At 62.4% G+C, this 24,864-nt stretch carries 25 protein-coding genes and 1 tRNA gene; 18 read left to right on the top strand and 8 right to left on the bottom strand.

What is annotated here, in order from left to right; translation table 11 throughout:
* The first annotated feature begins 189 nt into the window (after positions 1-189).
* A complete protein-coding gene (locus ACMGE0_RS23645) occupies positions 190-942 on the top strand; it encodes a pyridoxine 5'-phosphate synthase (protein WP_436818344.1) in 753 nt (250 codons plus the stop codon).
* Here ACMGE0_RS23645 and ACMGE0_RS23640 read toward each other — a convergent pair.
* From ACMGE0_RS23640 to ACMGE0_RS23630, 3 genes are all read right to left on the bottom strand, one after another.
* The gene (locus ACMGE0_RS23640) at positions 939-1,886 is read right to left on the bottom strand and encodes a bifunctional helix-turn-helix transcriptional regulator/GNAT family N-acetyltransferase (RefSeq protein WP_436818343.1); all 948 of its coding nucleotides are present in this window, start codon (positions 1,884-1,886) and stop codon (positions 939-941) included. The genes ACMGE0_RS23645 and ACMGE0_RS23640 overlap by 4 nt on opposite strands.
* Positions 1,887-1,945: 59 nt before the next feature.
* On the bottom strand, positions 1,946-2,662 hold the full coding sequence (locus tag ACMGE0_RS23635) for an aspartate/glutamate racemase family protein (protein ID WP_436818342.1): 717 nt from the start codon (positions 2,660-2,662) through the stop codon (positions 1,946-1,948).
* A gap of 88 nt (positions 2,663-2,750) precedes the next feature.
* Positions 2,751-3,635 carry an SDR family oxidoreductase gene (locus tag ACMGE0_RS23630; RefSeq protein ID WP_436818341.1) on the bottom strand — a complete coding sequence of 295 codons (885 nt, stop codon included), beginning with the start codon at positions 3,633-3,635 and terminating at the stop codon, positions 2,751-2,753.
* 146 nt (positions 3,636-3,781) lie between these two features.
* Here ACMGE0_RS23630 and ACMGE0_RS23625 point away from each other — a divergent pair, with 146 nt between their 5' ends.
* Positions 3,782-4,192, top strand: a complete 411-nt coding sequence (locus tag ACMGE0_RS23625) for a winged helix-turn-helix transcriptional regulator (protein ID WP_436818340.1) — start codon at positions 3,782-3,784, stop codon at positions 4,190-4,192.
* A 26-nt stretch (positions 4,193-4,218) separates the two neighbouring features.
* On the opposite strand, the gene ACMGE0_RS23620 is transcribed toward ACMGE0_RS23625, so the two are convergent.
* Together ACMGE0_RS23620 and ACMGE0_RS23615 are read right to left on the bottom strand one after the other, a co-directional pair.
* Positions 4,219-5,109 carry an alpha/beta fold hydrolase gene (locus ACMGE0_RS23620; RefSeq protein ID WP_436818382.1) on the bottom strand — a complete coding sequence of 297 codons (891 nt, stop codon included), beginning with the start codon at positions 5,107-5,109 and terminating at the stop codon, positions 4,219-4,221.
* A gap of 177 nt (positions 5,110-5,286) precedes the next feature.
* Complete coding sequence (locus ACMGE0_RS23615) at positions 5,287-6,333, bottom strand: NAD(P)-dependent alcohol dehydrogenase (protein ID WP_436818339.1); 1,047 nt, start codon at positions 6,331-6,333, stop codon at positions 5,287-5,289.
* Positions 6,334-6,536: 203 nt separating this feature from the next.
* On the opposite strand from ACMGE0_RS23615, the gene ACMGE0_RS23610 reads away from it, so the two are divergent.
* The 14 genes from ACMGE0_RS23610 (at position 6,537) to ACMGE0_RS23545 (ending at position 19,381) form a co-directional block, all read left to right on the top strand.
* Complete coding sequence (locus tag ACMGE0_RS23610; protein ID WP_436818338.1) at positions 6,537-7,445, top strand: AraC family transcriptional regulator; 909 nt, start codon at positions 6,537-6,539, stop codon at positions 7,443-7,445.
* 151 nt (positions 7,446-7,596) lie between these two features.
* Positions 7,597-8,235, top strand: coding sequence for a TetR/AcrR family transcriptional regulator C-terminal domain-containing protein (locus ACMGE0_RS23605; RefSeq protein ID WP_436818381.1), 639 nt, complete (start codon positions 7,597-7,599; stop codon positions 8,233-8,235).
* A 38-nt stretch (positions 8,236-8,273) separates the two neighbouring features.
* Complete coding sequence (gene ilvC / locus ACMGE0_RS23600) at positions 8,274-9,293, top strand: ketol-acid reductoisomerase (protein ID WP_436818337.1); 1,020 nt, start codon at positions 8,274-8,276, stop codon at positions 9,291-9,293.
* Between the two features lie 114 nt (positions 9,294-9,407).
* The gene (locus ACMGE0_RS23595) at positions 9,408-9,668 is read left to right on the top strand and encodes a type II toxin-antitoxin system Phd/YefM family antitoxin (protein WP_436818336.1); all 261 of its coding nucleotides are present in this window, start codon (positions 9,408-9,410) and stop codon (positions 9,666-9,668) included.
* A 6-nt stretch (positions 9,669-9,674) separates the two neighbouring features.
* Complete coding sequence (locus tag ACMGE0_RS23590) at positions 9,675-10,085, top strand: type II toxin-antitoxin system VapC family toxin (protein WP_436818335.1); 411 nt, start codon at positions 9,675-9,677, stop codon at positions 10,083-10,085.
* Positions 10,086-10,182: 97 nt separating this feature from the next.
* Entirely contained in the window at positions 10,183-11,406 is a 1,224-nt protein-coding gene (locus ACMGE0_RS23585; protein ID WP_436818334.1) for an aminotransferase-like domain-containing protein, read from the top strand.
* A gap of 151 nt (positions 11,407-11,557) precedes the next feature.
* Positions 11,558-12,541, top strand: a complete 984-nt coding sequence (locus tag ACMGE0_RS23580) for an ABC transporter substrate-binding protein (RefSeq protein ID WP_436818333.1) — start codon at positions 11,558-11,560, stop codon at positions 12,539-12,541.
* Positions 12,542-12,553: 12 nt separating this feature from the next.
* A complete protein-coding gene (locus ACMGE0_RS23575) occupies positions 12,554-14,248 on the top strand; it encodes an ABC transporter permease (protein WP_436818332.1) in 1,695 nt (564 codons plus the stop codon).
* Positions 14,236-15,264, top strand: coding sequence for an ABC transporter ATP-binding protein (locus ACMGE0_RS23570; RefSeq protein ID WP_436818331.1), 1,029 nt, complete (start codon positions 14,236-14,238; stop codon positions 15,262-15,264). The genes ACMGE0_RS23575 and ACMGE0_RS23570 overlap by 13 nt, the downstream gene beginning before the upstream one ends.
* Before the next feature lie 51 nt (positions 15,265-15,315).
* Positions 15,316-16,425 carry an endonuclease/exonuclease/phosphatase family protein gene (locus tag ACMGE0_RS23565; protein ID WP_436818330.1) on the top strand — a complete coding sequence of 370 codons (1,110 nt, stop codon included), beginning with the start codon at positions 15,316-15,318 and terminating at the stop codon, positions 16,423-16,425.
* Positions 16,422-17,171 carry an NUDIX hydrolase gene (locus ACMGE0_RS23560; protein WP_436818329.1) on the top strand — a complete coding sequence of 250 codons (750 nt, stop codon included), beginning with the start codon at positions 16,422-16,424 and terminating at the stop codon, positions 17,169-17,171. Before ACMGE0_RS23565 ends, ACMGE0_RS23560 begins: the two co-directional genes overlap by 4 nt.
* A 66-nt stretch (positions 17,172-17,237) precedes the next feature.
* Positions 17,238-18,155 (top strand): PhzF family phenazine biosynthesis protein, encoded by a 918-nt coding sequence (locus ACMGE0_RS23555; RefSeq protein ID WP_436818328.1) that lies wholly within the window; start codon positions 17,238-17,240, stop codon positions 18,153-18,155.
* Between the two features lie 231 nt (positions 18,156-18,386).
* Positions 18,387-18,462: transfer RNA gene (locus ACMGE0_RS23550), tRNA-Lys, on the top strand.
* A 139-nt stretch (positions 18,463-18,601) separates the two neighbouring features.
* The gene (locus ACMGE0_RS23545; RefSeq protein WP_436818327.1) at positions 18,602-19,381 is read left to right on the top strand and encodes a BA14K family protein; all 780 of its coding nucleotides are present in this window, start codon (positions 18,602-18,604) and stop codon (positions 19,379-19,381) included.
* On the opposite strand, the gene ACMGE0_RS23540 is transcribed toward ACMGE0_RS23545, so the two are convergent.
* From ACMGE0_RS23540 to ACMGE0_RS23530, 3 genes are all read right to left on the bottom strand, one after another.
* Positions 19,367-20,332, bottom strand: a complete 966-nt coding sequence (locus ACMGE0_RS23540) for an acetamidase/formamidase family protein (protein WP_436818380.1) — start codon at positions 20,330-20,332, stop codon at positions 19,367-19,369. The two genes, ACMGE0_RS23545 and ACMGE0_RS23540, sit on opposite strands and share 15 nt — an antisense overlap.
* A gap of 60 nt (positions 20,333-20,392) precedes the next feature.
* Complete coding sequence (locus ACMGE0_RS23535) at positions 20,393-21,589, bottom strand: MFS transporter (protein WP_436818326.1); 1,197 nt, start codon at positions 21,587-21,589, stop codon at positions 20,393-20,395.
* Positions 21,590-21,698: 109 nt separating this feature from the next.
* Positions 21,699-22,634 (bottom strand): LysR family transcriptional regulator, encoded by a 936-nt coding sequence (locus ACMGE0_RS23530; RefSeq protein ID WP_436818325.1) that lies wholly within the window; start codon positions 22,632-22,634, stop codon positions 21,699-21,701.
* A 155-nt stretch (positions 22,635-22,789) separates the two neighbouring features.
* On the opposite strand from ACMGE0_RS23530, the gene ACMGE0_RS23525 reads away from it, so the two are divergent.
* Together ACMGE0_RS23525 and ACMGE0_RS23520 are read left to right on the top strand one after the other, a co-directional pair.
* Positions 22,790-23,587, top strand: a complete 798-nt coding sequence (locus tag ACMGE0_RS23525) for an alpha/beta hydrolase fold domain-containing protein (RefSeq protein ID WP_436818324.1) — start codon at positions 22,790-22,792, stop codon at positions 23,585-23,587.
* A 57-nt stretch (positions 23,588-23,644) separates the two neighbouring features.
* On the top strand, positions 23,645-24,826 hold the full coding sequence (locus ACMGE0_RS23520; protein ID WP_436818323.1) for an efflux RND transporter periplasmic adaptor subunit: 1,182 nt from the start codon (positions 23,645-23,647) through the stop codon (positions 24,824-24,826).
* The last annotated feature ends 38 nt before the right edge of the window (positions 24,827-24,864 follow it).

Genomic DNA, 24,864 nt, shown 5'->3' with positions numbered 1-24,864 from the left:
CCAAGCCCGCGGGCAAATCCGGCAAATTCCATTAGCAATACGTTACTTAGAATTTCGGAAAATGATAGCCCCGGTGGTTCGCTATTCCCGCTTATGAAAACTCTTGATAGATGCAATTGCCCAAAGTCGGTGGTCATCCGCCGGCACATGGCCTAAAAGCGGGGCGATTTCTGAAGACGGGATATCGCCATGCCGACCAAGCTTTCCGTGAACCTCAATGCCGTCGCGATGCTGCGCAACCGCCGCGATCTGCCCTGGCCGAGCGTCGAGGGACTGGGGCGCATTGCGCTCCGGGCGGGCGCTGCGGGGCTCACCGTGCATCCGCGCCCCGACCAGCGGCATATCCGCTTTTCCGACCTGCCGGTCATCCGGGCGCTCATCGATGACGAGTTCCCCGGGGCCGAGTTCAACATCGAAGGCTATCCGAGCGAGGATTTCCTGGCGCTCTGCGAGCGGATCGAGCCGGAGCAGGTGACGCTGGTGCCGGACGAACCAGCCCAGGCGACTTCCGACCACGGCTTCGATTTCCGGGCGCAGGGGGAACTCCTGAAGCCGATCGTCGCCCGGCTGAAAAAGAAGGGCATGCGGGTGTCGCTGTTTGCCGATGGCGACGGCGATGTTGAGGCGGTGAAGCTCGCCCGTGCGACCGGCGCCGACCGGATCGAGCTCTATACGGGACCTTATGGCGGCTGCCACGACAATCCGGAGCTTGGTGCGGAAATCCTCGAAAAGCTGGGGCAGACGGCGGATGCCGCCCTTGCGGAAGGGCTTGCTGTCAATGCGGGGCACGATCTGACGGTTGCCAACCTGCCGGCGCTCGTCAAACGCATTGCGAAGCTCGCCGAGGTCTCCATCGGCCACGGACTGACGGCGGACGCGCTGGAATACGGCATGGCGGAAACCGTGCGCCGCTTCCGCCGAGCCTGCGGCCAGACGGTTTAAGCCGCCGAAAGCTTGGCTTCGCTCAGGTCCAGCTCCCAGGTCTGGCCGTTGCATTCCGGGCCGAACATGGCATGCCTCTCCTCGGAGACAAGCCGGAAACCTGCCTTTTCGTAGATGTGGATCGCCGCCGTCAGGATGTCGTTGGTCCAGAGCGACAGCTTCTTGTAGCCGGCTAAGGTCGAGAACTTGATGCATTGCTCGACCAGCGTTCGGCCGAGCCCGAGGCCGCGGACGGACGGGTCGAGATAGAGAAGGCGCAGTTTTGCCGTGTCGCCGCCGCCATCCGCCACAAGCACGGAGCCAACTCTTTGTCCGTCGCGTTCGGCGATCCAGCAACGCTCGCGTTCCGGATTGAAATTGGCGATGAACTTGCCGGCCACTTCTGCGATCAACGCTTCGAATTTTTCATTCAGGCCATATTCCCGGGCATAGGCCGTGGCCTGCGCCTCGATGAGCCAGCCCATGTCGCCGATGCGGTAAGGCCGCATGATGACGGGCGCGGGCGGGGTTGCCGTGGAGGGATCGAGGGTCACCCGGATCGCCTGCATTGCGCCGACCATCCTTGCCTGTCCGGCTTCGTCGACGTTCCGGAGGTCGTCGGCGATCTGCTGGCGGGAGCGTTCGCCGAGCGTCTCGTAGATCTCCCGCCCCTTTTCGGTGATATTGAGGATCTGGCTGCGCTTATCGGCCGGATCGGGTTCACTTTCGATGAAGCCAGCCTCGCGGAACTTTTTCAGGATACGGCTCAAATAGGCAGGGTCCAGCCCGAGATCGCGGTTGAGTTCCGTTGCGGAGACGCGCTCGCGGGCTCCCATTTCATAAAGAATGCGTCCCTCGGTGAGGGTGTAGGGCGTGGCCAGGTAATCCTTGGCGAGTACGCCGATCTTGTTCGTATAGAAACGGTTGAAGGCGCGAATGGTCTCGATGGTTTCGGGCGCGATCATGAGCAGAATCTCCTATGTAGGAGACTCTGTCCAATATTTATTTGACGGAGTCAAATAAATTAAGCGGCAACCTGATCGATCGTGTTTTCGCCCAGGGCGAAATCCACGGCCGCTCTGGCGTGAATCGCCGTCGAATCGGCGCAGGGGAGCGGCAGGTTTTCCGGGTCGAGCAGAAGGCAGATTTCCGTGCAGCCGAGGATGATGCTGTCGGCACCTTCGGCCTTGGCCTTCTCGATCATGGCGATCGCCCGGGCCCGCGACGCATCGAGCACCGTGCCGGCGCAGAGTTCGCCGAAGATGACGTTGTGGATGTCGGTGCGGTCATCGGGATCCGGCACCATGACGTCGATACCGAGCGTCTTCATCCGCTCGGTATAAAACCCGTGCTCCATCGTATAGCGGGTGGCGAGCAGGAGCGGGCGCCTCAGCCCCCGGGATTGCAGCGCCCTGGCCGTCTCGTCGATGATATGGACGAGGGGAATATCGACGGCGGCCTGGACCTCGGAAGCGACGAGATGCATGGTGTTGGTGCAGATCAGCACGCATTCGGCGCCGGCGGCTTCAAGGCTCACGGCGCTTCTGGCGAGATGCCTTGCCGCCTTGTCCCAGCGGCCGGCCTTCTGCATTTCGACCACTTCGGCGAAATTGACGGAATGAAGGAGAAGATCGGCGGAGGCGAGACCGCCGAGGCGGTCCCGCACCATTTCGTTGATCAGGCGGTAGTAGACGGAAGTGCTTTCGAAACTCATCCCACCGATCAGACCGATCTTGCGCATCATTTTCTCCGATTTTGATAAAAATTAGATTATTGATCTAATTACATCGGATTCTTTAGATTTGCAATCCGGCGATTGGCGGCCTGCGTCAGGCGGTCAGCGCCGCTTTCTGCGTTTCGAGGTAGGCGGCGAGGGCCTGCGGCTTTGCACCGGTCAGCTTTTCGAAATCGCCGGTCACCAGATCGAAGTTGCCCGCACGGATGTTGGCATCGGCCGAAACCAGCATCTTGGCCACGAAATCCGGCAGGCCCGCGCCGGTCAGGCCCTGGGTGAGCTGCTCGTCGGTGACATGCACGACGTCGAGCGGCTTGCCGGCGGCTTTGGAGACGCGTGCCGCGATCTCTTCCGCGTTGAGCGATTCGGGACCTGTGAGGGTGAGTATCTGATTGCCGGCCGGCGGATCGGCGAGCGCCGCCGCAGCCGCGCGGGCGCAGTCGTCCCGGGTGATGTTGGCGACCTTGCCCGTTCCCATGGCCGTATACCAGGTGCCGACCTTTAGATTGTGCGGCATCGACATCAGGTAGTTGTCGTCGTACCAGGAGTTGCGCAGGATCGTGTAGGACGTGCCGCTCGCTTTGATCGCTTCCTCGGTGCCAAGATGGTCCGGAGCGAAGCTGACCAGCGATCTGTCCGGGTTCGGCATGGATGTGTAGACGATGTGCCTGACGCCGGCCTTGGCCGCCGCGGAAACGGCTGTCTTGTGCTGCGCGATACGCTTGCCGGGAGTCGCCAGCTCGTCCGTCGAGATGATCAGCACGCGATCGATGCCCGTGAAAGCCTTCACCAGACCAGCTTCGTCGTCGAAATCGGTAGCGCGCGTCTCGATGCCTTTGGCCGCGAATTCCGAAAGCTTTTGAGGATCGCGGCTGGCGGCAACGAGGTTCCCGGGCGCGACCTTCGACGTCTCCAGAAGGTGACGCAGGACCGCGCGGCCGAGTTTTCCCGTGGCGCCGGTGACGAGAAGTCTGGTCATGAGCATTTCCTTTCAACCATTGGACCGGCGCGTTAGCGCGGTACTGAATATTAGTCTCAAAAAGAGACCAGCGCTAGAATAGGAATTGACGCCGTGCTGTAAAGGAGGCAGTTTTTAGGGAGATCGTTACTTCGAGGGAACCACCCATGGTCCTGCATACGGCAGAGAAGCCTCGCCTCAATGAAAAGGAATGCGGCACGAGCGGTTGGGACGCGGGAAATTGCCCGGTCCGCAACGTGATCGACCGGATCGCCGGCAAATGGTCGACGCTGCTTCTGGAGGCCCTGGCGCGCCAGCCCTATCGCTTCGGAGAGCTGCGCCGGCTGGTGCCGGACATCTCCCAGCGGATGCTGACCCAGACGCTGCGCGACCTGCAGCGCGACGGCTATATCGACAGGCAAGTCTTTCCGACCAAGCCGCCGAGCGTCGAATACCGGATGACGGCGCTCGGCCATTCGCTCTTCGAACCGCTTTCCAAGGTTTTGAAATGGGCCGAGGAAAACCACCCGGCCGTAAAGGCCGCGCGTCAAAAGTTCGACGAGGGCGAGCTCTCGTGATGTGAAGCGGCGGTCCGGAGGATTGCTCAGAAACTCTTCGCTAGAGAATGCAGCGCGGTTGCAAATTCGCCGGGAGCTTCCTGCGGCAGGTTATGGCCCACACCGGCAACGATCCGCCGCTCATATGAAGCAGTGAAATGCTCCGCATCATGATCGACGGGAGTGGGCGGATCGACCCCGTCATCGGCGCCCTGCATGACGATAGCCGGTATTGCAATGCGCGGCTGCTTCGCCAGACCGGCCTCTATCGCCTGTAAGGCGGGGTCCCCTGGAATGCCCCCAAAGCGATGGCGATAGGAATGAATGACGATCTCGACAAAGTCGGGATTGTCGAAAGCCGCGGCAGTGCGATCAAAGGTTTCGCTGTCAAAAGCCCATGTCGGAGACCACAGTTTCCAAATGAAATGGCAGAGATCGCGGCGATTTTGCTGTAATGCCTTTCTGCCGCGCTCCGAATGGAAATAATATTGGTACCAGTATCGAGCCTCTTCCTCCGGCGGGACCGGGTTTCCCGCGCGCGCGATATTCTGGATGTTGTAACCGGTGCCGCAACTGACCAGGCCGCGTACGCGCTCCGGCCAGAGAGCGGCGACGATGCAGGCGGCACGGCCGCCCCAGTCATATCCTCCAAGAACGGCGTTTCCGATCGAGAGCGCATCCATCAGTGCGAGTAGATCCGCGCCCAGAGCCGCTTGCTCACCGGAACGGGGAGTTTCGGCCGAAAGGAAGCGTGTCGGTCCAAAGCCTCTGAGAAAGGGGACAATGCATCTATGGCCCAGGGATGCCAGGCGTTGGACAACGTCGTCATACGCATGGGCATCATAGGGAAAACCATGAAGAAGAATGGTCGGTAATCCATTCCTGGGTCCTGTTTCAAAGTATGCGACTTCCAGAACGCCGGCAGTTACCGTTTTCATAGCCGATCTCGCTTCGATGTCGATGAAAGTGACTGTTGACAGGATCGCAAAACCATACTTTTGCGGCAATCGAATTCGGCAGGTCTCCGAAAAGAAGAGAGCCGCTTGCAGCGGGTTCCTGCAAGCGGCTCCTCCACATTTCAGCCAGGACGGCCCGCGCGTTACTCTTCGGTTTTATCAGGCCGCAAGCGAGGCCATGTCGATGACGAAGCGGTAGCGGACGTCGCTCTTCAGCACGCGCTCATAGGCTTCGTTGACGTCCTGGATGGCGATCTTCTCGATTTCGGAGACAATGTCGTGCCGGCCGCAGAAATCCAACATCTCCTGGGTTTCCTTGATCGAGCCGATCATCGAACCGGACAGGCTCTTGCGGCCGGCGATGACGGAAAAGGCATGCACGGGCACGGCATGTTCCGGAACGCCCACCAGGACCATCGAGCCGTCGAATTTCAGAAGACCGAGATAGGCGTTCCAATCGATCGCCACGCCGACCGTGCAGATGATCAGGTCGAAGGTGCCGGCGAGCTTCGTGAAGGTCTCGGCATCGCCGGTCGCGTAATATTCCCTGGCGCCGAGCTTCAGGCCATCTTCCTTCTTCGAGAGCGTCTGGGAAAGCACTGTGATATCGGCACCCATCGCAGAGCCCAGCTTGACGCCCATGTGGCCGAGCCCGCCCATGCCGACGATCGCGATCTTCTTGCTGGGACCGGCATTCCAGTGGCGAAGGGGCGAATAAAGCGTGATGCCGGCGCAGAGCAGGGGGGCTGCGGCTTCGAGCGGCAGGTTGTCCGGGATCGACAGGACGTAGCCTTCCTTGACGACGATCGAGTCGGAATAGCCACCAAGGGTCGGCGTCTTTCCATCGGCCTCGACATCGTTGTAGGTCTGCACGAGGCCGGGCAGATACTGCTCGTAGTCGAGATCGCGGGCGGCGCACTGGGTGCAGGAATCGACGAAGCAACCGACGCCGACCCGGTCGCCGATCTTGAATTTGGTCGCCGACGAGCCGACAGCCGTCACTGTGCCGACGATCTCGTGACCCGGGACCATCGGATATTTCGACATGCCCCATTCGTTGCGCGCCTGGTGGATGTCGGAGTGGCAGACGCCGCAATACTCGATCGAAATGACCACGTCGTCGGCATTCGGTTCGCGGCGCTCGAAGGTGAAGGGCGTCAAGGGTTTCGACGCGTCGGTTGCTGCATAGCCTCTAGCAATAGCCATGGAGAGCTCCATTCATCTGTTGGTTCGGGAGGGAATTGGACGAGGCGGACTATGCCTCCGCGACGGGCAAGGGCGTTAGATCGATCCTGCGATCTTCTTGCACGATCCTGCAAAAGTGAGCGGGCCGGCTATTTGCGGACGGACAAAGGCATTTTAGATAGCAGCGGCATAAAGCCGTGCCGCCTGCAGAGAAGGGGTTTCCCATGACCTTGCCATTCACCCCCTATCAGGAAATAGCTTCGATCGCAGCCCGCTACACGTCGGGCGACGGCGAATATCAGACGGCTATCGAAGGCCTCGCGATCAGCCGCCGCTCCACGCCGAGCGTGCCTTGCCATGGCAGCTACCGTCCCTGTCTGGCCATGGTCATCCAAGGCTCGAAAAGCGTGGAGCTTGGAACGGATACGATCGATTACGGGCCAGGCCACTACCTCCTGACATCGCTTGACCTTCCCGTGGTCTGGCGCGTCGTCGAGGCGAGCCCGGAGACGCCGCATTTCTGCCTGACGCTCGCCATCAATAGCGAAAGGCTGCTCAATCTGCTCAGCCTTGACCATATGGAGCGGCCGTCCGCGTCTGCCGTCAGCCAGCGCGGGATCGCCGTCAACCATGCGACGCCGGAGCTTCTTGACGCTGCGGTGCGGTTGCTGCGCTTGCTCGATAATCCAGGAGACATCGCGGCGATGGCGCCGCTGATCGAGCAGGAAATTCTTTATCGCCTCCTCACGGGGCCGGCCGGAGGCCAGCTGATCAACATTGCCGTCGCCGACAAGCAAGGCAACAGAATCGCGCGCGCCATTGCCTGGCTTCGGGAAAATTTCGCTCAGCCGCTGCGTATCGAGGATATTGCGGAACAGGTCGGCATGAGCGTGTCCTCCTTCCATCATCACTTCAAGACGATCACCGCCATGACCCCGGTTCAGTACCAGAAGCGCCTCAGGCTTCACGAGGCCCGCCGCCTGATGCTGGTGGAAAGGCTCGATGCCGGCAATGCCGGCCACCGCGTCGGCTACCAGAGCCCGTCGCAGTTCAGCCGCGAATACAGCCGCCTCTATGGCCTGTCGCCGGCGCGGGATACGGAAGCGATCCGCGACAGCGCCGCAGCGGAATAACGTTCGTTGCTCCTGCGAAATATTTTCGTCCACCGAAGATAAAACGGCACGTCAAAAACAGGCTTGACGGCGGCATCGAATGCTTTATACGAGCAGAACCGTACCGTACGGTACGCAAGAGGATGCCGCTGTGAGACCCGACGCCGCCGATATGCCCGAATTTTCGCCCCGCCAGAACGCCGTTCTGGAGCAGGCGCTTCGGCTGCTCGTGCAGGGCGGGGAAAAGGCGCTGACGACCTCCGGCCTGGCGCGCGCCGCCAACTGCTCCAAGGAAAGCCTCTACAAGTGGTTCGGCGACCGCGACGGCCTTTTGTCCGCGATGATCGCCTACCAGGCGAGCAAGGTGCGCACCCATGAGCGTCCCGGCGAACGGCTGACAGCGGACCTCCTGCGCGAACATCTCGAACTTTTTGCCCGCGATCTGCTGGAGGTCCTGGCCGGCGACGTATCGCTGGCGCTCAACCGGCTGGCGGTGGGCCAGTCCAGCCGCGAAGGGTCCAAGCTCGGCAAGCTGCTGCTCGAGCATGGCCGCCGGCAGATCGACCGGCGCGCGATCGCGCTGATCGAACAGGGCAAGCGGGCAGGGCTCCTGCGTTTCGATAATGCGGACGCCGCCTATCACACGCTTTACGGCCTGATCGTTTCCGACCTGCATGTGCGCATGCTGCTCGGCGAGCCCGGCCTCAAGGACAATGCGCGCCAGGCCGAGAGGGCTGTGGAAGCCTTCCTGACGCTGCACGGCACGCAGAAGCAATCGGCGGATGCGCTGAGCGCTTTCGCTGGACGGTGAAAGACACCAACGGACACACGCATAGGGAAGGAAAAACGATGCGCGTTTATTATGATCGGGATGCCGACATCAACCTCATCAAGGCGAAGAACGTCGCCATCATCGGCTATGGCTCGCAGGGCCGCGCGCATGCGCTGAACCTGAAGGATTCCGGCGCCAAGAACGTCGCGATCGCGCTGAAGGCGGGTTCCGCGACCGCCAAGAAGGCAGAAGCCGACGGCTTCAAGGTGATGACCGTCGCCGAAGCCGCCAAGTGGGCCGACCTGATGATGATGGCGACCCCGGACGAACTGCAGGCCGACATCTACAAGTCGGAAATCGCTCCGAACATCCGCGACGGCGCCGCGATCGCCTTCGCGCATGGTCTCAACGTCCATTTCGGCCTCATCGAACCGAAGGCATCGGTCGACGTCGTGATGATCGCGCCGAAAGGCCCCGGCCATACGGTGCGCGGCGAATACCAGAAGGGCGGCGGCGTTCCCTGCCTCGTCGCCGTTCACCAGAACGCATCCGGCAATGCGCTTGAGCTCGCGCTCTCCTATGCCTGCGGCGTCGGCGGCGGCCGTTCGGGCATTATCGAGACCAACTTCAAGGAAGAGTGCGAAACCGACCTCTTCGGCGAACAGGTCGTTCTCTGCGGCGGTCTCGTCGAGCTCATCCGCGCCGGTTTCGAGACGCTGGTGGAAGCCGGCTACGCGCCGGAAATGGCCTATTTCGAATGCCTGCACGAAGTGAAGCTGATCGTCGACCTGATCTATGAAGGCGGCATCGCCAACATGAACTACTCGATCTCCAACACGGCCGAGTGGGGCGAATACGTCACCGGTCCGCGCATCATCACGGAAGAGACCAAGGCCGAGATGAAGCGCGTGCTGAAGGACATCCAGACCGGCAAGTTCACCTCCGAGTGGATGCAGGAATACCGTTCCGGCATGGCCCGCTTCAAGGGCATCCGCCGCAACAACGACGCCCACCAGATCGAGGAGGTCGGCGCCAAGCTGCGTGGCATGATGCCCTGGATCGGCAAGAACAAGCTGGTCGACAAGACCGTCAACTAAGCTTTCGGGACAGCCGAACATTTTTGGAGGCCGGAGCACCAAGTTCCGGCCTTCTTTCGTTTGCTTTCCGATTGGAATCTGACTAGACTCCTGACTAGTCAGATGGAGCTTTAAATGCGTCAATGGCCGGTTCAGGATGCGAAGGCTCGCTTCAGCGAAATGCTCGATGCCTCTCTGGAGCAAGGACCTCAGTTGGTTTCCAAGCGAGGAGAGCCGAAGGCGGTTCTCGTTTCGCTCGATGAGTGGGAGAGTCTCAAAAAGCGGGCCAAGCCGGATTTGAAGGAACTGCTTCTCGGGCCGGGACCGCGATTTGATCTGGAGCCCTTGCCGCGAGGCCGCTTGAAGCGTCGTTCTATTCCCGATCTCGACGAATGACACTCCATGTACATATTGGATACCAACATTCTTTCCGAGTTTCGACGGCGCAAGCCGCATGGGGCAGTCTTGGCGTGGCTTGCATCTGTCCCAAGTTCGTCACTTTATTTTGCCAGCATTTCCGCCGGAGAGATCCAGGCCGGTATCGAAATGACGCGGAGGAACGATCCCCAAAAGGCCGAAGAGATAGAGCAATGGCTGGATGCGATCATTGCCTCGGTCACTTGTCTCGACGCCAATGCCGACGTGTTCAGAGAATGGGCCCGCCTGATGCACGGTCGTTCGGATCACATGATTGAGGATTGCCTGATTGCCGCAACGGCTGTCGTTCACAGGATGATAGTCGTGACCCGTAATGTCAGGGATTTCGAGGATTTGTCGGTCCCCGTCCTCAATCCTTTCGAACACAAAACGTGATCAAAAACAGGGAGCAAACCAATAGGTCAGTATTGCTGACCTGTCGATCTTTCGGTAAAGATCGGGCATAGAAAATTGAAATAAGAGGAAACATTCCGTGCTTGATTGGGAACATATCTTCGCGACGCGCTCCGGCCGCATGCGCGCTTCCGAAATCCGCGAACTCCTGAAGCTTTTGGAGCGGCCGGACATCATCTCGTTCGCCGGCGGCATTCCCGATCCGGCGCTCTTTCCGGACCAGGCGTTCAAAGAGGCCTACTCGGACATTTTCTCCGGCGCACAGGTGAATTCTGCCCTGCAATATTCGGTGAGCGAGGGCTACAAGCCGCTGCGCGAATGGATCCGCGGCGAGATCGTCAAGATCGGCATCCCATGCGAGGTCGAGAACGTCTTCATCACCTCCGGCTCGCAGCAGGCGCTCGACTATCTCGGCAAGCTCTTCCTGTCGCCGAAGGATACGGCACTCGTCACCTGGCCGACCTATCTCGGCGCGCTGCAGGCCTTCAACGCCTATGAGCCGAATTACGACCAGCTCTCCTTCGGCAACCGCACGCCGGACGCCTATCGCGAGACGGCGGCCAAGGCCGGCGGCGCCGTGAAATTCGCCTATCTTTCGGCCGACTTCGCCAATCCGACCGGCGAGACCGTCGATCGGGCCAGCCGTGAAAAGCTGCTCGACCTTGCCGACGAGCTCGACATCGCGATCCTCGAAGACGCGGCCTATCAGCACCTGCGTTACGACGGCGAGGCGGTTCCGCCGATCCTGGCGCTCGACATTGCCCGCAAGGGCGGCATCGAGAACACCCGCACGATCTACAGCGGCAGTTTCTCGAAGACGCTGGCGCCGGGCTTGCGCGTCGGTTTCGTGGTCGCCGCCATGCCGGTCATCCGCAAGCTCGTGCTGATGAAGCAGGCGGCCGACCTGCATTCCTCGACGATCAACCAGATCGCCATCGAACATGTCGCCTCGCGCGGTTTCGACGCCCAGGTCGCAAAGATCAGGGCCGCCTACAGCAAGCGCCGCGATGCGATGCTGGCCGCGCTTGCCAAATACATGCCGAAGGGCACGAGTTGGACGAAGCCGGAAGGCGGCATGTTCGTCTGGGTGACGCTGCCCGCCGGCATGGACGGCGCCGACCTGCTCGCCCGTTCGATCGAGACGGAGAAGGTGGCCTTCGTGCCGGGCCAGGCTTTCTTCGCCGACCGCTCGGGCGCCAACACGCTGCGCCTTTCCTTCTCCTGTGCCGACGAGGCGATGATCAACGAGGGCATCCAGCGTCTCGGCCGGCTGATCGCCAATGCCGTTCCGGCTGCGGCCTGACGCCAGCGAGACCAGAGCCAGGGCTCCTGTCTCCGCCCGGGGACAGGAGCCTTTCCCCTTGCTTACAGGTGCCTGTGGAGAGCTTTCCGCTGTCATATACCTGTTAGGTGACTGTGTTTAAGCGGACCATACGTTCTCGAAAGGACCTCCGATGAAGAACCTTCTCTCCGCTTTCACCGCCCTCGTGGCCTTCGGCATGATCGCCGGCGCCGCTGAGGCCGCCGACCTCGTGCTCTATACCAGCCAGCCGAACGAGGATGCGCAGGCCACCGTAGACGGCTTCAAGGCCCTCAATCCCGGCCTCGACGTGCAGTGGGTTCGCGACGGGACGCCGCAGATCATGGCCAAGCTGAACGCGGAGATCCAGGCCGGCAATCCGGTCGCCGACGTTCTCCTGATCGCCGACACGGTGACGCTGGAGCGGATGAAGCAAGCCGGCCAGCTCCTGGCCTACAAGTCGCCGGAAGCCGCCAATTTCGACGCCGCGCTCTATGACGCCGACGGCTATTATTATTCCACCAAGCTGATAACCACCGGCATCATGTACAATACCCAGGCTGGGATGAAGCCGACGAGCTGGTCGGATCTCGCCAAGCCGGAAGCCAAGGGCCTCGTCACCATGCCGAGCCCGCTTGCTTCGGGTGCCGCACTCATCCACGCCCAGACGCTTGCCGGCGTTTCGAGCCTCGGCTGGGATTACTACAAGAACCTGAAAGCCAATGGTGCCGTCGCTTCCGGCGGCAACGGCGCCGTGCTGAAATCCGTCGCCTCGGGCGAGAAGGCTTACGGCGTCGTCGTCGATTACATGCCGCTCCGCGAGAAGGCCAAGGGCGCGCCGGTCGAGTTCGTCTTCCCGACGGAAGGCGTTTCCGCCGTCACCGAGCCGGCCGCGATCCTCGCCTCCACCAAGCATGCGGACACTGCCAAGAAGTTCATCGACTATCTCCTGTCCGAGAACGGCCAGAAGGTCGCGGCGAAGCTCGGCTATATCCCGGCCCGCAAGGGCATCGATCTGCCGGCCGGCTATCCGGCTCGCGACCAGATCAAGGTCCTGCCGATCAACGCTTCGGAAGCGCTCAAGAGCTCCGAAAAGGACGTCAAGACCTTCGCGGATATCTTCGGCATCAAAGGCTGATATAAGCGCCTCATGGCACAATCCGGAAATCGGGGAAACAGCCAGCCGCGCTGGCTGTTTCCCTTTGTGGTAACGGTGATCTTTTGTCTGAGCGCTCTGCCGCTCGGGCGGCTCGCGGCGACCGGCATCGCGTCCGCCATGCAGGGCGGTGCGCGTCAGCTTCTCTCCGATCCGGCGCTCTGGCAGGCAGTTTACAATACGTTGACCACCTCCTTCTTCGGCATGATCGCGGCGATCGTGCTCGGCGGCGGTTTCGCGCTGCTGCTGACGCTCTTCGACATCCGCGGCAAGACGGCGCTCGGTTTCCTCTTCATGCTGCCGACGATGATTCCGCCGCAGGTGACGGCGCTTGCCTGGATCGGCATGACCGGGCCGTCGAGCGCACTTTTGAAGGCGCTGGGCATGGCGCCGCCGCTTGGTTCGCCCCAGCCGCTCTATTCCATCGGCGGCATTGCGCTGCTCTACGGCGTGCAGAATGCGCCGCTCGTCTATCTTTCGCTCAGGGCGGGGCTCCTGGCGCTGCCGCGCGATGCGGTGGAGGCGGCGCGGCTTTCCGGCGCCTCGTCTGGCCAAGTGCTGAAGGACGTCATCCTGCCGCTTTCCCTGCCGGGTCTTGCCGCGGGTGCGGCGATCGCCTTCGTCTCCTGCGTCGGCAATTTCGGCATTCCGGCAATACTCGGCATTCCGGCCTCGATCTACACGCTGCCGACGCTGATCTATGCGAAATTCGCGGCCTTCGGTCCGGGGACCTTTGCGGATGTCTCGCTGCTTTCGGGATTGATCGCCATCCTGTCGATCATCGGGCTCACCGTGGAGGAGAGGGTCCTGCGCGGCCGGGACTATCGAGTCATCGGACTTTCGGGGCAGGTGGCGGTATTCCGGCTGGGCGCTTGGCGATGGCTGACGGAGATCGCGCTTTGGCTGACGATCTTCGCGATCCTCGTCATGCCGCTCATCGCCCTTGTCGCAAGCTCGTTGGCACCTGCCTATGGCGTGCCGCTCAGCCCTTCGACCGTGACGATCAAGGCCTATGAGGAAATCCTCTTCCGGCAGGCGGTGACGCGGACCGCGTTTACCAATTCCATCACGCTGTCGCTCGCCACCGCGTTCGGCCTCCTGGTGGTGACCGTGCTGACGGGCTATTTCCTGGTGCGCGGCAGAAGCCGGTTTGCGCCGGTCATTTCGGCGCTTGCCGAAATCCCTTATGCATTGCCGGGCATCGTGCTGGCGGTCGCCTTCATCCTGCTCTTCGCGGCGCCCATTCCGATCATCGGCATTTCGATCTACGGGACGATCTGGATCATTCTGATCGCCTATTTTTCCAGTTTCTTCGCCGTCAGCCTGAAACCTGTGGTCAGCGCCTTCCGGCAGCTCGATCCGTCGCTGGAAGAGGCGGCCAGGCTTTCCGGCGCCGGTTTCGGCCGGCGGCTTGCGGATATCCTCGTGCCGCTGGTGGCGCCTGCGGCGGGCGCCTCGGTGATCCTCGTCTTCCTGATCGCCTGCAACGAGCTCACCGTTTCGGCGCTCCTCTGGTCGGCCGGCACCCAGACGCTCGGCGTGGCGATCTACAATCTCGACGACAGCGGCAGTTTCAATCTCGCCGCAGCCCTTTCCGTGCTCGTCGTCATCATGGTCGTGGTGATGATGCTGGCGCTGGAACTGATGGCGAAACGATTGCCGAAAGGTGTGGTGCCGTGGCGAAGCTGATTCTCAACCGCCTTTCCAAGACGTTTGATCTCGGCGGCAGGCCGGCGGTCAACCACGTGTCGCTCACGGTGCGGGAAGGCGGCTTCCTGGCTCTGCTCGGGCCTTCCGGCTGCGGCAAGACGACGGTGCTGAGGATGATCGCCGGCTTCGAACAGCCGACGGACGGTTCGATCCTGCTCGGCGAGCGGCTGCTTGCCGATGCGGGCGACATGGTGGCGCCGGAGCACCGCAACATGGCGATGGTCTTCCAGTCCTACGCGCTCTGGCCGCATATGAGCGTTGCCGAGAATGTCGGCTATCCGCTGAAGGTGCGCGGTATTTCCGGCGAGAAACGGCAGCGGAAGGTGAAGGAGGCCCTTTCTGCCGTGAGGCTCGAAAGTTTCGCCGACCGGCGTCCGGCCGATCTTTCGGGCGGTCAGCGCCAGCGCGTGGCGCTCGCCCGCTGTCTCGTCACCGAACCGGACGTGGTGCTGCTCGACGAACCGCTCGCCAATCTCGACCGGCATCTGCGCCAGGAGATGGAGGAGACCTTTCGCGAGTTCCATGCCCGCTCCGGTGCGACGATGATCTATGTCACCCACGATCAGGCGGAGGCGATGGCGCTTGCGACCGACGTTGCCGTGATGTCCGAAGGCCGGCTGCTGCAGGTCGCGACGCCGGAAGAGATCTATGCGCATCCCGAAGGCCGGCTGGTCGGCGGGCTTGTCGGGCAGGGAGCGATCCTTTCGCTTCCGTCGCCGGAAGGTGACAAGAGGCTTCTCGACTGGCCGGCGATGCAGAGGCTGCTGACCTCGGAGGGAGATACGCCGCGCGCCGATATCCTCGTGCGCCCGCAGGACGTGGAGATCGCGGCTGAAGGCGTGCCCGTCGCCGTGCTTTCCGTGCTCTTCGAAGGCGAGCGTTACGCGCTGCGGCTTTCGCTCCCGGACGGGCAGGCGCTGCGCGCCTTCAGCCGCCGGCCGGTCAAGGCCGGAGATGCGCTTTCGATCGTCATCCGTTCCGCCTGGAGATTGTAGCCACGCCGCCGCGTGCCGGTTATGGTGCCGGCCAAAACAGGGAAACGTCGAATGCCGCTGCGCCTTGCCACCTTCAACATCGAAAACCTGATGACGCGTTTCGATTTCTCCGGCTGGCGCAACCAGCTCCGGCAGGACCGTGTGCTGAGGCTCTACGACGTCCAGGACAAGGCGATCTATCAGCAGCTCGAACAGGCCCGCATGATCGCCGAGACCGACGATACGCGGCAGCTTTCGGCGCTCGCCATCGCGGAAGCCGATGCCGACATCCTCTGCCTGCAGGAGGTCGATAGCATGCCGGCGCTGCAGGCCTTCGAATACGGTTACCTCTACCGCATGGTCGGCAATGGCTACCGCCAGAAATATCTCGTCGAGGGCAACGATTCCCGCGGCATCGACGTCGCGGTGCTGATGCGCGAGGAGACCCGCAGCGGCGAGAAGATCGAGGTGCTCGACGTTCGCAGCCATGCCATGCTGACCTACCGGGATCTAGGCCTGTTCAACGAGGAGCTGGCGCTCATCGGCCAGCCGCATGACAAGATCTTCAAGCGCGATTGCCTGGAACTCGACCTGAAGATCGGCGGCAGACCGTTCTCGCTCTATGTCGTGCATTTCAAGTCGATGACCAACGGCCGCGAGGGCGGCGATGGCCGGACGGGCACGATGGCGATCCGGATCGCGGAGGCCAAGGCGGTGCGGCACATCGTCGAGCGCCGGTTCGGCAAGGGCCGGACGGCGGACAAGAACTTCGCCATCTGCGGCGACATGAACGACTATCAGGAGAAGGTGCAGGTGATCGGCACGCGGCGCGAAGGCTATCGCTTCGAGCCGAGACGGGAAGAGGCGAGCGCGCTGGACGTGTTTTCGCATGACGGGTTTGTCGTGAACCCGGCCGAGCGCCGCGACGTGATGGACCGCTGGACGCTCTACCACGCCCGCGGGCCGGAGGAGCAGCATCTCTGCCAGCTCGATTACATCTGGCTGTCCCCGGCGCTCGCCGGGCACAATCCGGAGAGCGTTCCGGAGATCATCCGCGCCGGGCAGCCCTACCGCACCGTCTTTCCACCGGGGCAGGAGGTCGAGCGGTTTCCACGCATCGGCTGGGACCGGCCGAAGGCGTCGGACCACTGCCCCGTCGTCATGTCCCTGGAGCTGAAATGACCGTCGACCTTTCGGAGGATTTTTCCGGCTGGCCGCCGGAGAAGACCGTCTTTCACGTCGACCGGGTGAAGATGCGCATCCTGCCGGGCGAACATCCGCTCCATCTGGCCGAACGGGAGGCCATCGCCGAGAACTGGAAAGACGAGATTGCCGCCAATCCCGCCCTGTTCGACGGCCGGATGATCCTTCAGAGGCGGATCGGCCTGGCCCGGGACGGGATATTCAGCGAAGGCCATGTCATTCCGTTTTCCACCTTCCTCTGGTGGCGAAAGCAGCCGGAGCGGCATGGCGGCCTGCATATCTATGCCTATCCCGTGCTCGAATCCTGCGATGGCGCCCTCGTCGCGATCCGGATGGGAGCGCACACGGCCAATGCGGGCATGGTCTATTTCGCCTGCGGCTCCTTCGAACCCGAGGACGTCGCTGACGGCTATTGCGACCCGGAACGCAACATGCGGCGCGAAGTGCTGGAGGAGACGGGGATAGACCTGCGCGACGCTATCGCCAGCGACGGATATTACGTCGCCCACTTCCGGCGTGCCGTAACGCTGTTCCGTCTCTTCCGGTTCGAGCTGACGGCGGAGCAGATGATCGCCCGGATCGAGCAGCATATGCACGTGGCGGAGGACAAGGAGATCGCCGGCGCGGTGGCGATCCGCTCGGCCGATCACACCGCCTATCCCTACAATGTCGGCATGCTGCCTGTCCTGGACTGGTATTTCGGCGATGGGCAAAAACCGCGATGAACGGGGTTGCGCCAGACGGGCCGCTCGGGCAGTTTGGCGCCATCGAAAATTACGGGGGAGGTGCCGTTGGCCCGTCGCTACTGCATCTATGATGTCTTCACCGACAAAAAACTTTCCGGCAATCCGCTGGCGGTGATCTTCGACGGTGGCAGCCTTACCGATGAGGCCATGCAGGCGATCGCCAGGGAGATGAACCTCTCTGAGACGGTTTTCATTCAATCCCCGACGAATTCCGCCTATGCGGCGCGGCTGCGCATCTTCACGCCCGGCAGGGAACTGCCCTTTGCAGGACATCCGACGGTCGGCACGGCGGTGGCGCTCGCGGAACGCGATTACGGCGCACGCGAAGCGAACATGGATCTGGTCTGCGTGCTGGAGGAGAATGTCGGGCCGGTGCGCTGCGCCGTGCGGCTTCGGAAAGGCGAGGCAGGATTTGCCGAATTCGACCTGCCGAGAAAGCCGGCGCGGATCGACCTTCCTCTCGACCGGCAGGGCATCGCCGATGCGTTGAGCGTCAAGGCGAGCCATATCGGCTTCGAGAATCACGTGGCTTCGATCTGGAGCGCCGGCGTGCCTTTCCTGATGATTCCGCTGCACAATCTCGCAACCGTACAGAACCTGGAATTCGATCCGAGCCTGTGGGTGAAGGCGGCGCCTTTCGTGGAGGGCTCGCTGGCTTCCGCTTACGTCTATTGCCGGGGCGGGGTGCATCATCAGGCGAAATTCCATGCGCGCATGTTCTCTCCGGACATGGGGATTTCCGAAGACCCGGCGACCGGGGCCGCGGTCGCGGCGCTCTCCGGCGCGATCCGCCATTTCGATGCGCTGCCCGACGGCCATCATCCGGTCCTGGTGGAGCAGGGCGTCGAGATCGGGCGGCCGTCCTTCATCTACCTGCATATCGACGTGAAGGATGCGGAGATCGCCAGAGCCCGCATCGGCGGGCAGGCGGTCAAGCTTGCGGAAGGCACGCTCGATCTCTAAGTCCGTTCCCTCCAAGATTGCCATATTGTGACGCATTAAGCCGTTGAAACAACGATCCTTTGCGCCTCGCAGGCGGATGGCGCCCAGATCCGTGCCGTCGTGCAATTCACCTTGGCGGATTTTTTGACCGGGTAGGCAAATAATTTTCGCCGAGCCGCTGGACAAGCCGGACGATCCCCTTTATACGCCCCTCACACCGCTGGCGAGCACGCCTCGCCGCAGACGGTTCTTGGGTGATTAGCTCAGTTGGTAGAGCAGCTGACTCTTAATCAGCGGGTCGTAGGTTCGAGCCCTACATCACCCACCACTTTCCTTCCGTTACCATACGCCGCTCGACAAGTGTCGGGCTGCAACCATTCGTGATTATGAGCCGGACGGCTTTCACCCTTTCGCCGGGAACTTCGGGGACGTCATCGGCATTTGACTGCGAAATGCGGAGCGTGGTCGTGAAGCCTGTCCTTCTGCTTTTGGCGAGTCTTGTGCTGGTGGTGCTGGTCTTCTTGAGCGGCGTCGTCATCACCGCCAATGTGATCGCCGAACCGGAACCGCACCGACTTGCCAATATGGATACGCCGGACCTCTGGACGTCCAAACCGAAACCAATCGACACGTCCAAACAGCATTATGAGCGAGTTCCGCCGGGAACGCCTTCGGCATCCATTGCCGCCGACGCTGAGAGGAAGCCGGATGCTCAGATGCCCGGGCAAGCTCCCGCCCCGCAGAGCGCGGCCGCGGCGCCGAATGCCGGAGCAGAGAACACGGAGATCGACGACATCGTTACGGGGTCGGTCGATCCGAAACCACCGGCGCGCATGGACGCGCGGGCCGCCGATATCGGCAATCCGCCGCAGCCTGCTCCTATGGTGAGTCCCGCGCATGCCGAGTGGTGTTACGCCCGCTACCGTTCCTACCGGGTGGAGGACAACAGTTATCAGCCCTATAACGGCCTGCGCCGTCAGTGTCGCCCGCCAGGCACGCGCCCGGATGTCGCGGCCGTATCATCGGAAGATCCGCAGCAGCGCGAATTGCGGGCGGTTCCGGACGAGGAAATGCCCGCTGACGACTTCGCCGATTATGCAGAACCGCGGACGATCGGGGGCGACGCGCCTGTCGGAGCGCATGAGGAATGGTGTTTTGTCCGCTACCGCTCCTACCGCGTCGAGGACAACAGTTGCCAGCCCTTCGACGGAAGTCCGCGCCGGCAGTGCCAATCACCTTACGGCTGATGCGCCCGCTTGCGCAGCGTGGACGAGGTTCTTCGCCATCATCATGTGGACGCCCTTGCAGACATTGACCGTCTGGGTGATCCTGAGATCGCCGGCAAGGCTGCAAAGCGTGTAGGCATCCTCGCGCGACAGGCCGCCCTTTTCCCCCAACAGCACGATCATGTCGCGCAGCGCCATGACGGCGCATTGGTCGAGGTCCGGGTCCATGCCCATGGTGATGTAGTGGGTGGGCGTTTCGGCGCGGGGATAGACGAAATCGAGGTCGTCGCGCACCGTGAGCTGGAACGTGCCGCGCAATGCCGTTTCGATCGCGGTGATGCAGACCTCGCCATCGCCCTGGGCGCCATGGCCGTCACCGCAGGAGAAGAGCGCGCCCTCGTTGAAGATCGGCAGATAGAGCGTCGTGCCGGCGACGAGTTCCTTGTTGTCGATATTGCCGGCATGGGCGCGCGGCATGATCGAGGTGATGCGGCCCCAGTTCGGCGGCGGTGCGACGCCCATGACGCCGAAGAAGGGTGCAAGCGGCAGGTCGAGGCCCCAGGGCAGGCGGCCGACATTCTTTTCCTGGTCGAGCGGGATGGTCAGCAGCCGCGTATTCTCGAAATCGTAGGGCAGGGTGCCGGCAAGCGGCCGGATGACGTTGTAGCCCCAGTCCTGACGCAGCTCGATATCGACAATCTTGACCTCCAGCACCTGGCCGGGCTTGGCGCCGCGCACGGCAACCGGGCCGGTCAGGATATGGCCTTGCATGATCGGCCGGCAATTCTCATGGATTTCGAAATGTTCGGGAAGGATGGTAAATCCTTCCTTCGGCAGCACCTCCGGCGGACCTGAGACGGTCTCGATCACCACCGTATCGCCGCTATCGATGGTCAGCACGGGCTCGCGCGTGGGGTCGAAATAACCCCAGGCGCAGGTTTTTGAAGACGCGGCGACGTGATGTTTCATGATCTGCTTCCCCTTGTTTGGCCAAGGGAGACTAACGGATTTTGCAGTGCAAGCCAGCCCGTCTCATGCCGTCTTGGGATGCGCTGCGGCGATCCGGCGTTCCGTCTGGCGCAGAAGGAGCGCCAGCACGAAGCCAAGTCCGGTTGCGCCGGCGATGTAATAGGGCGCACCCTGCCAGCCTGAAGCGGCGACGATCGAGGCGAGCAGCATCGGTCCGAAGACCTGGCCTATATTGGAGCCCTGCATGACGAAGCCGCTGAACGTGCCGACAAGGTCGCGGCGCGGCGCGTAGACCGGCAGCGAGCCCATGATCGTCGCCGGCAGGACACCGCCCGAAACGGCGTAGAGCACCGATGAGGCATAGCGCATCCAGAGCGGGAAGCCATGGCCGAAGACCACGAAGGCCGTCAGCGTCAGCATCACGCAGGGACCGGCGATCAGGATCCAGCGAGGCGCGCCCCAGCGGGCCAAGACGCCGCCGAGCACGTTGCCCACGCCGTTCGCCAGCACGGCGAGCGCGGTCATGATGGACGCGGCCGTCAGACCGATCCCCATCTCCTCGATCAGCAGCGTCGGCAGGAAGCCGAAGACGGACATGAAGCTCGCGCTGTAGGCGACGAAAATGCCTGAGAGGATCCAGGAAACGGGCCGGGACGCGGTGAGCCTGACGGACGCCGGCAGCGATGTCGATGGCTGGCCAGTGGTCTGCGGTTGCGCCGTTTTCATCGTCAGCAGCGCAAGCATGGGGATGAGGCTCAGGATCGCGGCGAAGACCCATGAGCCCTGCCAGCCGAAACTCGGCAGAAGGAAGGGGGAGAACATCATCATGACCGCAACGCCGACCGGCATCCACACGCCCCAGAGCGCCAGGGCGAGGCCGGTGTCGCGCGGATCGATCGAGGAGGCGATCAGGCCTGGTGCCGCAACGGAAACCATGATGAGGCCGACGCTTTCCAGAGCGCGGCTTGCAAAGAGCACCGGTTCGGAAAGCGTCGCGGCGCCGATCAGGCTGCCGGCAATGAGAAGCGCCAGGCCGAGGATCATGGATCGGCGGTGGGTCAGGTAGTCGGTGAAACGGCCGACGACGAAGCCGCAGGCGGCTCCGAGCGCGCTCACCAGCCCCATCAGCCAGCCGGCAGCCACCAGATCCATGCCGAGTTCGGAGCGCAGCAGGGGGATGGCGGGCGGTACCTTGCCGACATGCAGAGCGGCTGCGATGCCGCCCAGCACGGCGATTGCGACATGTCCCCAACGTGTCATGCTCAGAATATTCCGATTGCAAAATTCTCAAGCAACGCTTTATCACCCCCGCACGAGTCGAGGCATAAATTCCTGGGCGGAACGCATGATTTCTCGGCCCGCAGCGGTCTCAGCTCGCCTTGCGGATCTGCTCTCGATTGTCCTCGACCTTCAAATTCTGCACGAGCTTGGCGAGCCAATCGACAAAGACGCGCACCTTGTTGCTCAAATGCCGGGTCTGCGGATAGACGATGTAAAGGGGGAGGGATTCGCAGCGCCAGTCGGAAAGCACCTCGACGAGATCGCCTTTCTCCACGGCTTCCCGCACCATGAAACGCGGCGATTGCACGATGCCCATGCCGGAGACCGCCGCGTTTACATAGGATCGGGCATCGTTGACGGAGACGATATAACGCGGCGTAATCTCCAGCTCTTCATCGCCGCGGCGGAATTCCAGCGTCCTCACGCGTCCTGATTGGGCGTTCAGGTATCCGACGGAAAAATGGTCCTCCTCCAAGTCCTTCGGATGTTCCGGTACTCCTACGTTGCGGACGTAGAGAGGGGCTGCGTAGGCATGCATGCCGAGTTCGCCGACCTTGCGGGCGATCAGCGACTGGTCTGTCGGGGTCCCGGCCCGCAATGCGCAGTCGACGTTTTCGGCGATATAATCGACCAGTCGGTCGCCGACGCCTATATCCAGCCGGATCTGCGGATAGCGTGTGTAGAAATCGCAGAGCGACGGAACGACCAGCAGATCCGCAAAGGCGCCTGCCATTTCCACACGCAATCGTCCGGACGGCTGTGTCTGGGAATTCGACATGCTGCCGTCGAGCTCATCGAGTTCGGAGAGGATCTGCGTCGCCCGCTCGTAATAGAGCGCGCCGTCGGTCGTCACCATCACCCGGCGTGTCGTGCGGTTGAGAAGCGTCGTGCGCAGATGCGCCTCGAGGCTTTGAACGAGATTGGTGACCGTCGTCTTCGGCATATTGAGCGTCGCGGCGGCACGGGTGAAGTTGCCGGTTTCCACCACGCGGACGAAAACGCGCATCGCTGAAAGCTGGTCCATCTGAGCGCCCTCGCTGCATTGCGGCATTATTCTGAAATTTGGAACAGTGTTGTCGAATGCCGTGAACTTGTGGGATTTCGATCGAATAATAATATCAGGTTCAAGATCGACGGCAAGCACCCTTCCTCAATAGGGGTGCGGCATGGGATTTTTCAATGACGGCGCACTGGGAAAATATCGCATTCGACAGGTCGGTGAAGCCGCCTGTACCCATGCGTCTTTACGAGGGTGCGGCCGCGGGCAAGGCGCCGCCGCTGGTACTTTACCTGCGTGGCGGCGCGTTTCTGGAAGAAGGCAGGACCGAAAGCGAACGGCCGATCGGCAAGGCGCTTGCGGAAACCGGAGCCGTGGTCCTTGAAGCGGACTACAGCAGCGTTTCGCACAACGTGTTTCCGCAGGCAATGGAATGCGCCTTCATGGCGCTCAACTGCCTCGCCAGCCGTCGCAAGCAGTTCGGCAGCGCGAAATCGCAGCTTTTCATCGCCGGCGACGAGGCGGGCGGCAATGTCGCCGCCGGGGTGGCGCTCAAGGCGCGCGACCAAATGCCCGGTGAGCTCAGCGGCCAGATCCTGTTGTCGCCGATGATCGATCCGATGATGGCGACGACGTCCTTCCGCAAGGCCGACGAGATCGGCATGCGGGAGCGCTGGTCGGACGGCTGGAGCCATTACCTGCGTACCGCCTGCGTGTTCCAGCACCCTTATGCCGCGCCGTGTCTCTGTTCGCGGCTTTCGGGTGTCGCACCGGCGCTCGTCGTGACATCGGAGGACGATCCGCTGCGCGACGAGACGATCGCTTACGCCGAACGGCTTGCCGCTTCGGGCGTGTCGGTCAGAAAGAAGATTTTCCCGGCGAGCTGCGGCTGGACGGGCATATACAAGGACGGCAACGGGACATGGATGAGGACGCTCTGCGCCGAGTTCACCGGCTTCGTCCAGAAATTAAGTGCGTAACATATTGTATTTGAAGGAAGCTAACGGTCTCCTCCCAAGGCCGTAAGGAGAGTATCGATGACATCCAAGATCAAGAACTGGGCCCTGTGGGGCACCGGACTGGGCACGGCTGCGCTCATCGCAGGCGCCTCGGTCTATCTCGACCTGCCGCAGGGCGCCAATGCGGCGCCGGCAGCTGCAGCCGCGGCTCCGGCCGTTCCCGTGACGGTCGCCACCGTCGAGCCGCGCAACGTCACCACCTGGCAGGAATTCTCCGGCCGGCTGGAAGCCGTCGATCGCGTGCAGATCCGCCCGCGGGTCGCCGGCATCATTCAATCGGTGCATTTCCGCGAGGGTGGACTGGTGAAGCAGGGCGACCTGCTCGTCACCATCGATCCCGATCCTTATCAGGCGGCGGTGGCGCAGGCTCAGGGCCAGGTGGCCTCCGCCGAAGCCAGGGTCGAGCTCGCTCAGACCGAACTCGAGCGCGGCAAGAATCTCGCGGCCAAGAACACCATCTCGCAGAGCGATCTCGCCCAGCGCCAGAGCACCCGCAGCGAGGCGCTCGCCAATCTCCAGTCCGCCCAGGCGGCGCTGAAGGTGGCGCAGCTCAACCTCGATTACACGCAGATCCGCGCGCCGATCTCGGGCCGGGTCGGCAGGCTGGAGATCACCGTCGGCAATCTCGTGGCGGCAGGTTCGGAGTCCGCCGTGCTGACGACGCTGGTTTCGGCCGATCCGATCTATGCGAGCTTCGATGCCAGCGAAGAGCTGGTGACCCGGGCGCTCGCCGATCTTCCGGCCGAGAACGGCGTTCCGGCGATCGAACAGGTGCCGGTTGAAGTCAGCACGCTCGCCGACAACGGCACGCCGATCCGCGGCAAGCTTCAGCTCATCGACAACGAGGTGAACGCTTCGAGCGGCACGATCCGCGTCCGCGCCGTCTTCGACAATCCCGGCGGTCGCCTGATCCCCGGCCAGTTCGTGCGGGTCCGCATGGGCCAGCCGAAGGCTCAGGACCACCTGATGATCAGCGAGCGCGCCGTCGGCACCGACCAGGACAAGAAGTTCGTCTTCGTGGTCGATGCCAACAACACCGTCGCCTACCGGCAGGTGGAGCTGGGTTCGGCGGTCGATGGGCAGCGGATCGTCGAAAAGGGCCTGAACCCGGGCGACCGCATCGTCGTCAACGGCCTGCAGCGGATCCGTCCCGGCGCGGTGGTGGAGCCGCAGGACGAAGCCAAAGTGGCAACGAAGTAATCCGCTGACCGGCTCTTGCCGGCCAGCTTTCGCAAGAC

This window comes from Neorhizobium descurainiae, assembly GCF_051400715.1.
Taxonomy (GTDB): Bacteria; Pseudomonadota; Alphaproteobacteria; order Rhizobiales; family Rhizobiaceae; genus Neorhizobium.
This window is presented reverse-complemented; position numbering and strand designations above follow the sequence as displayed.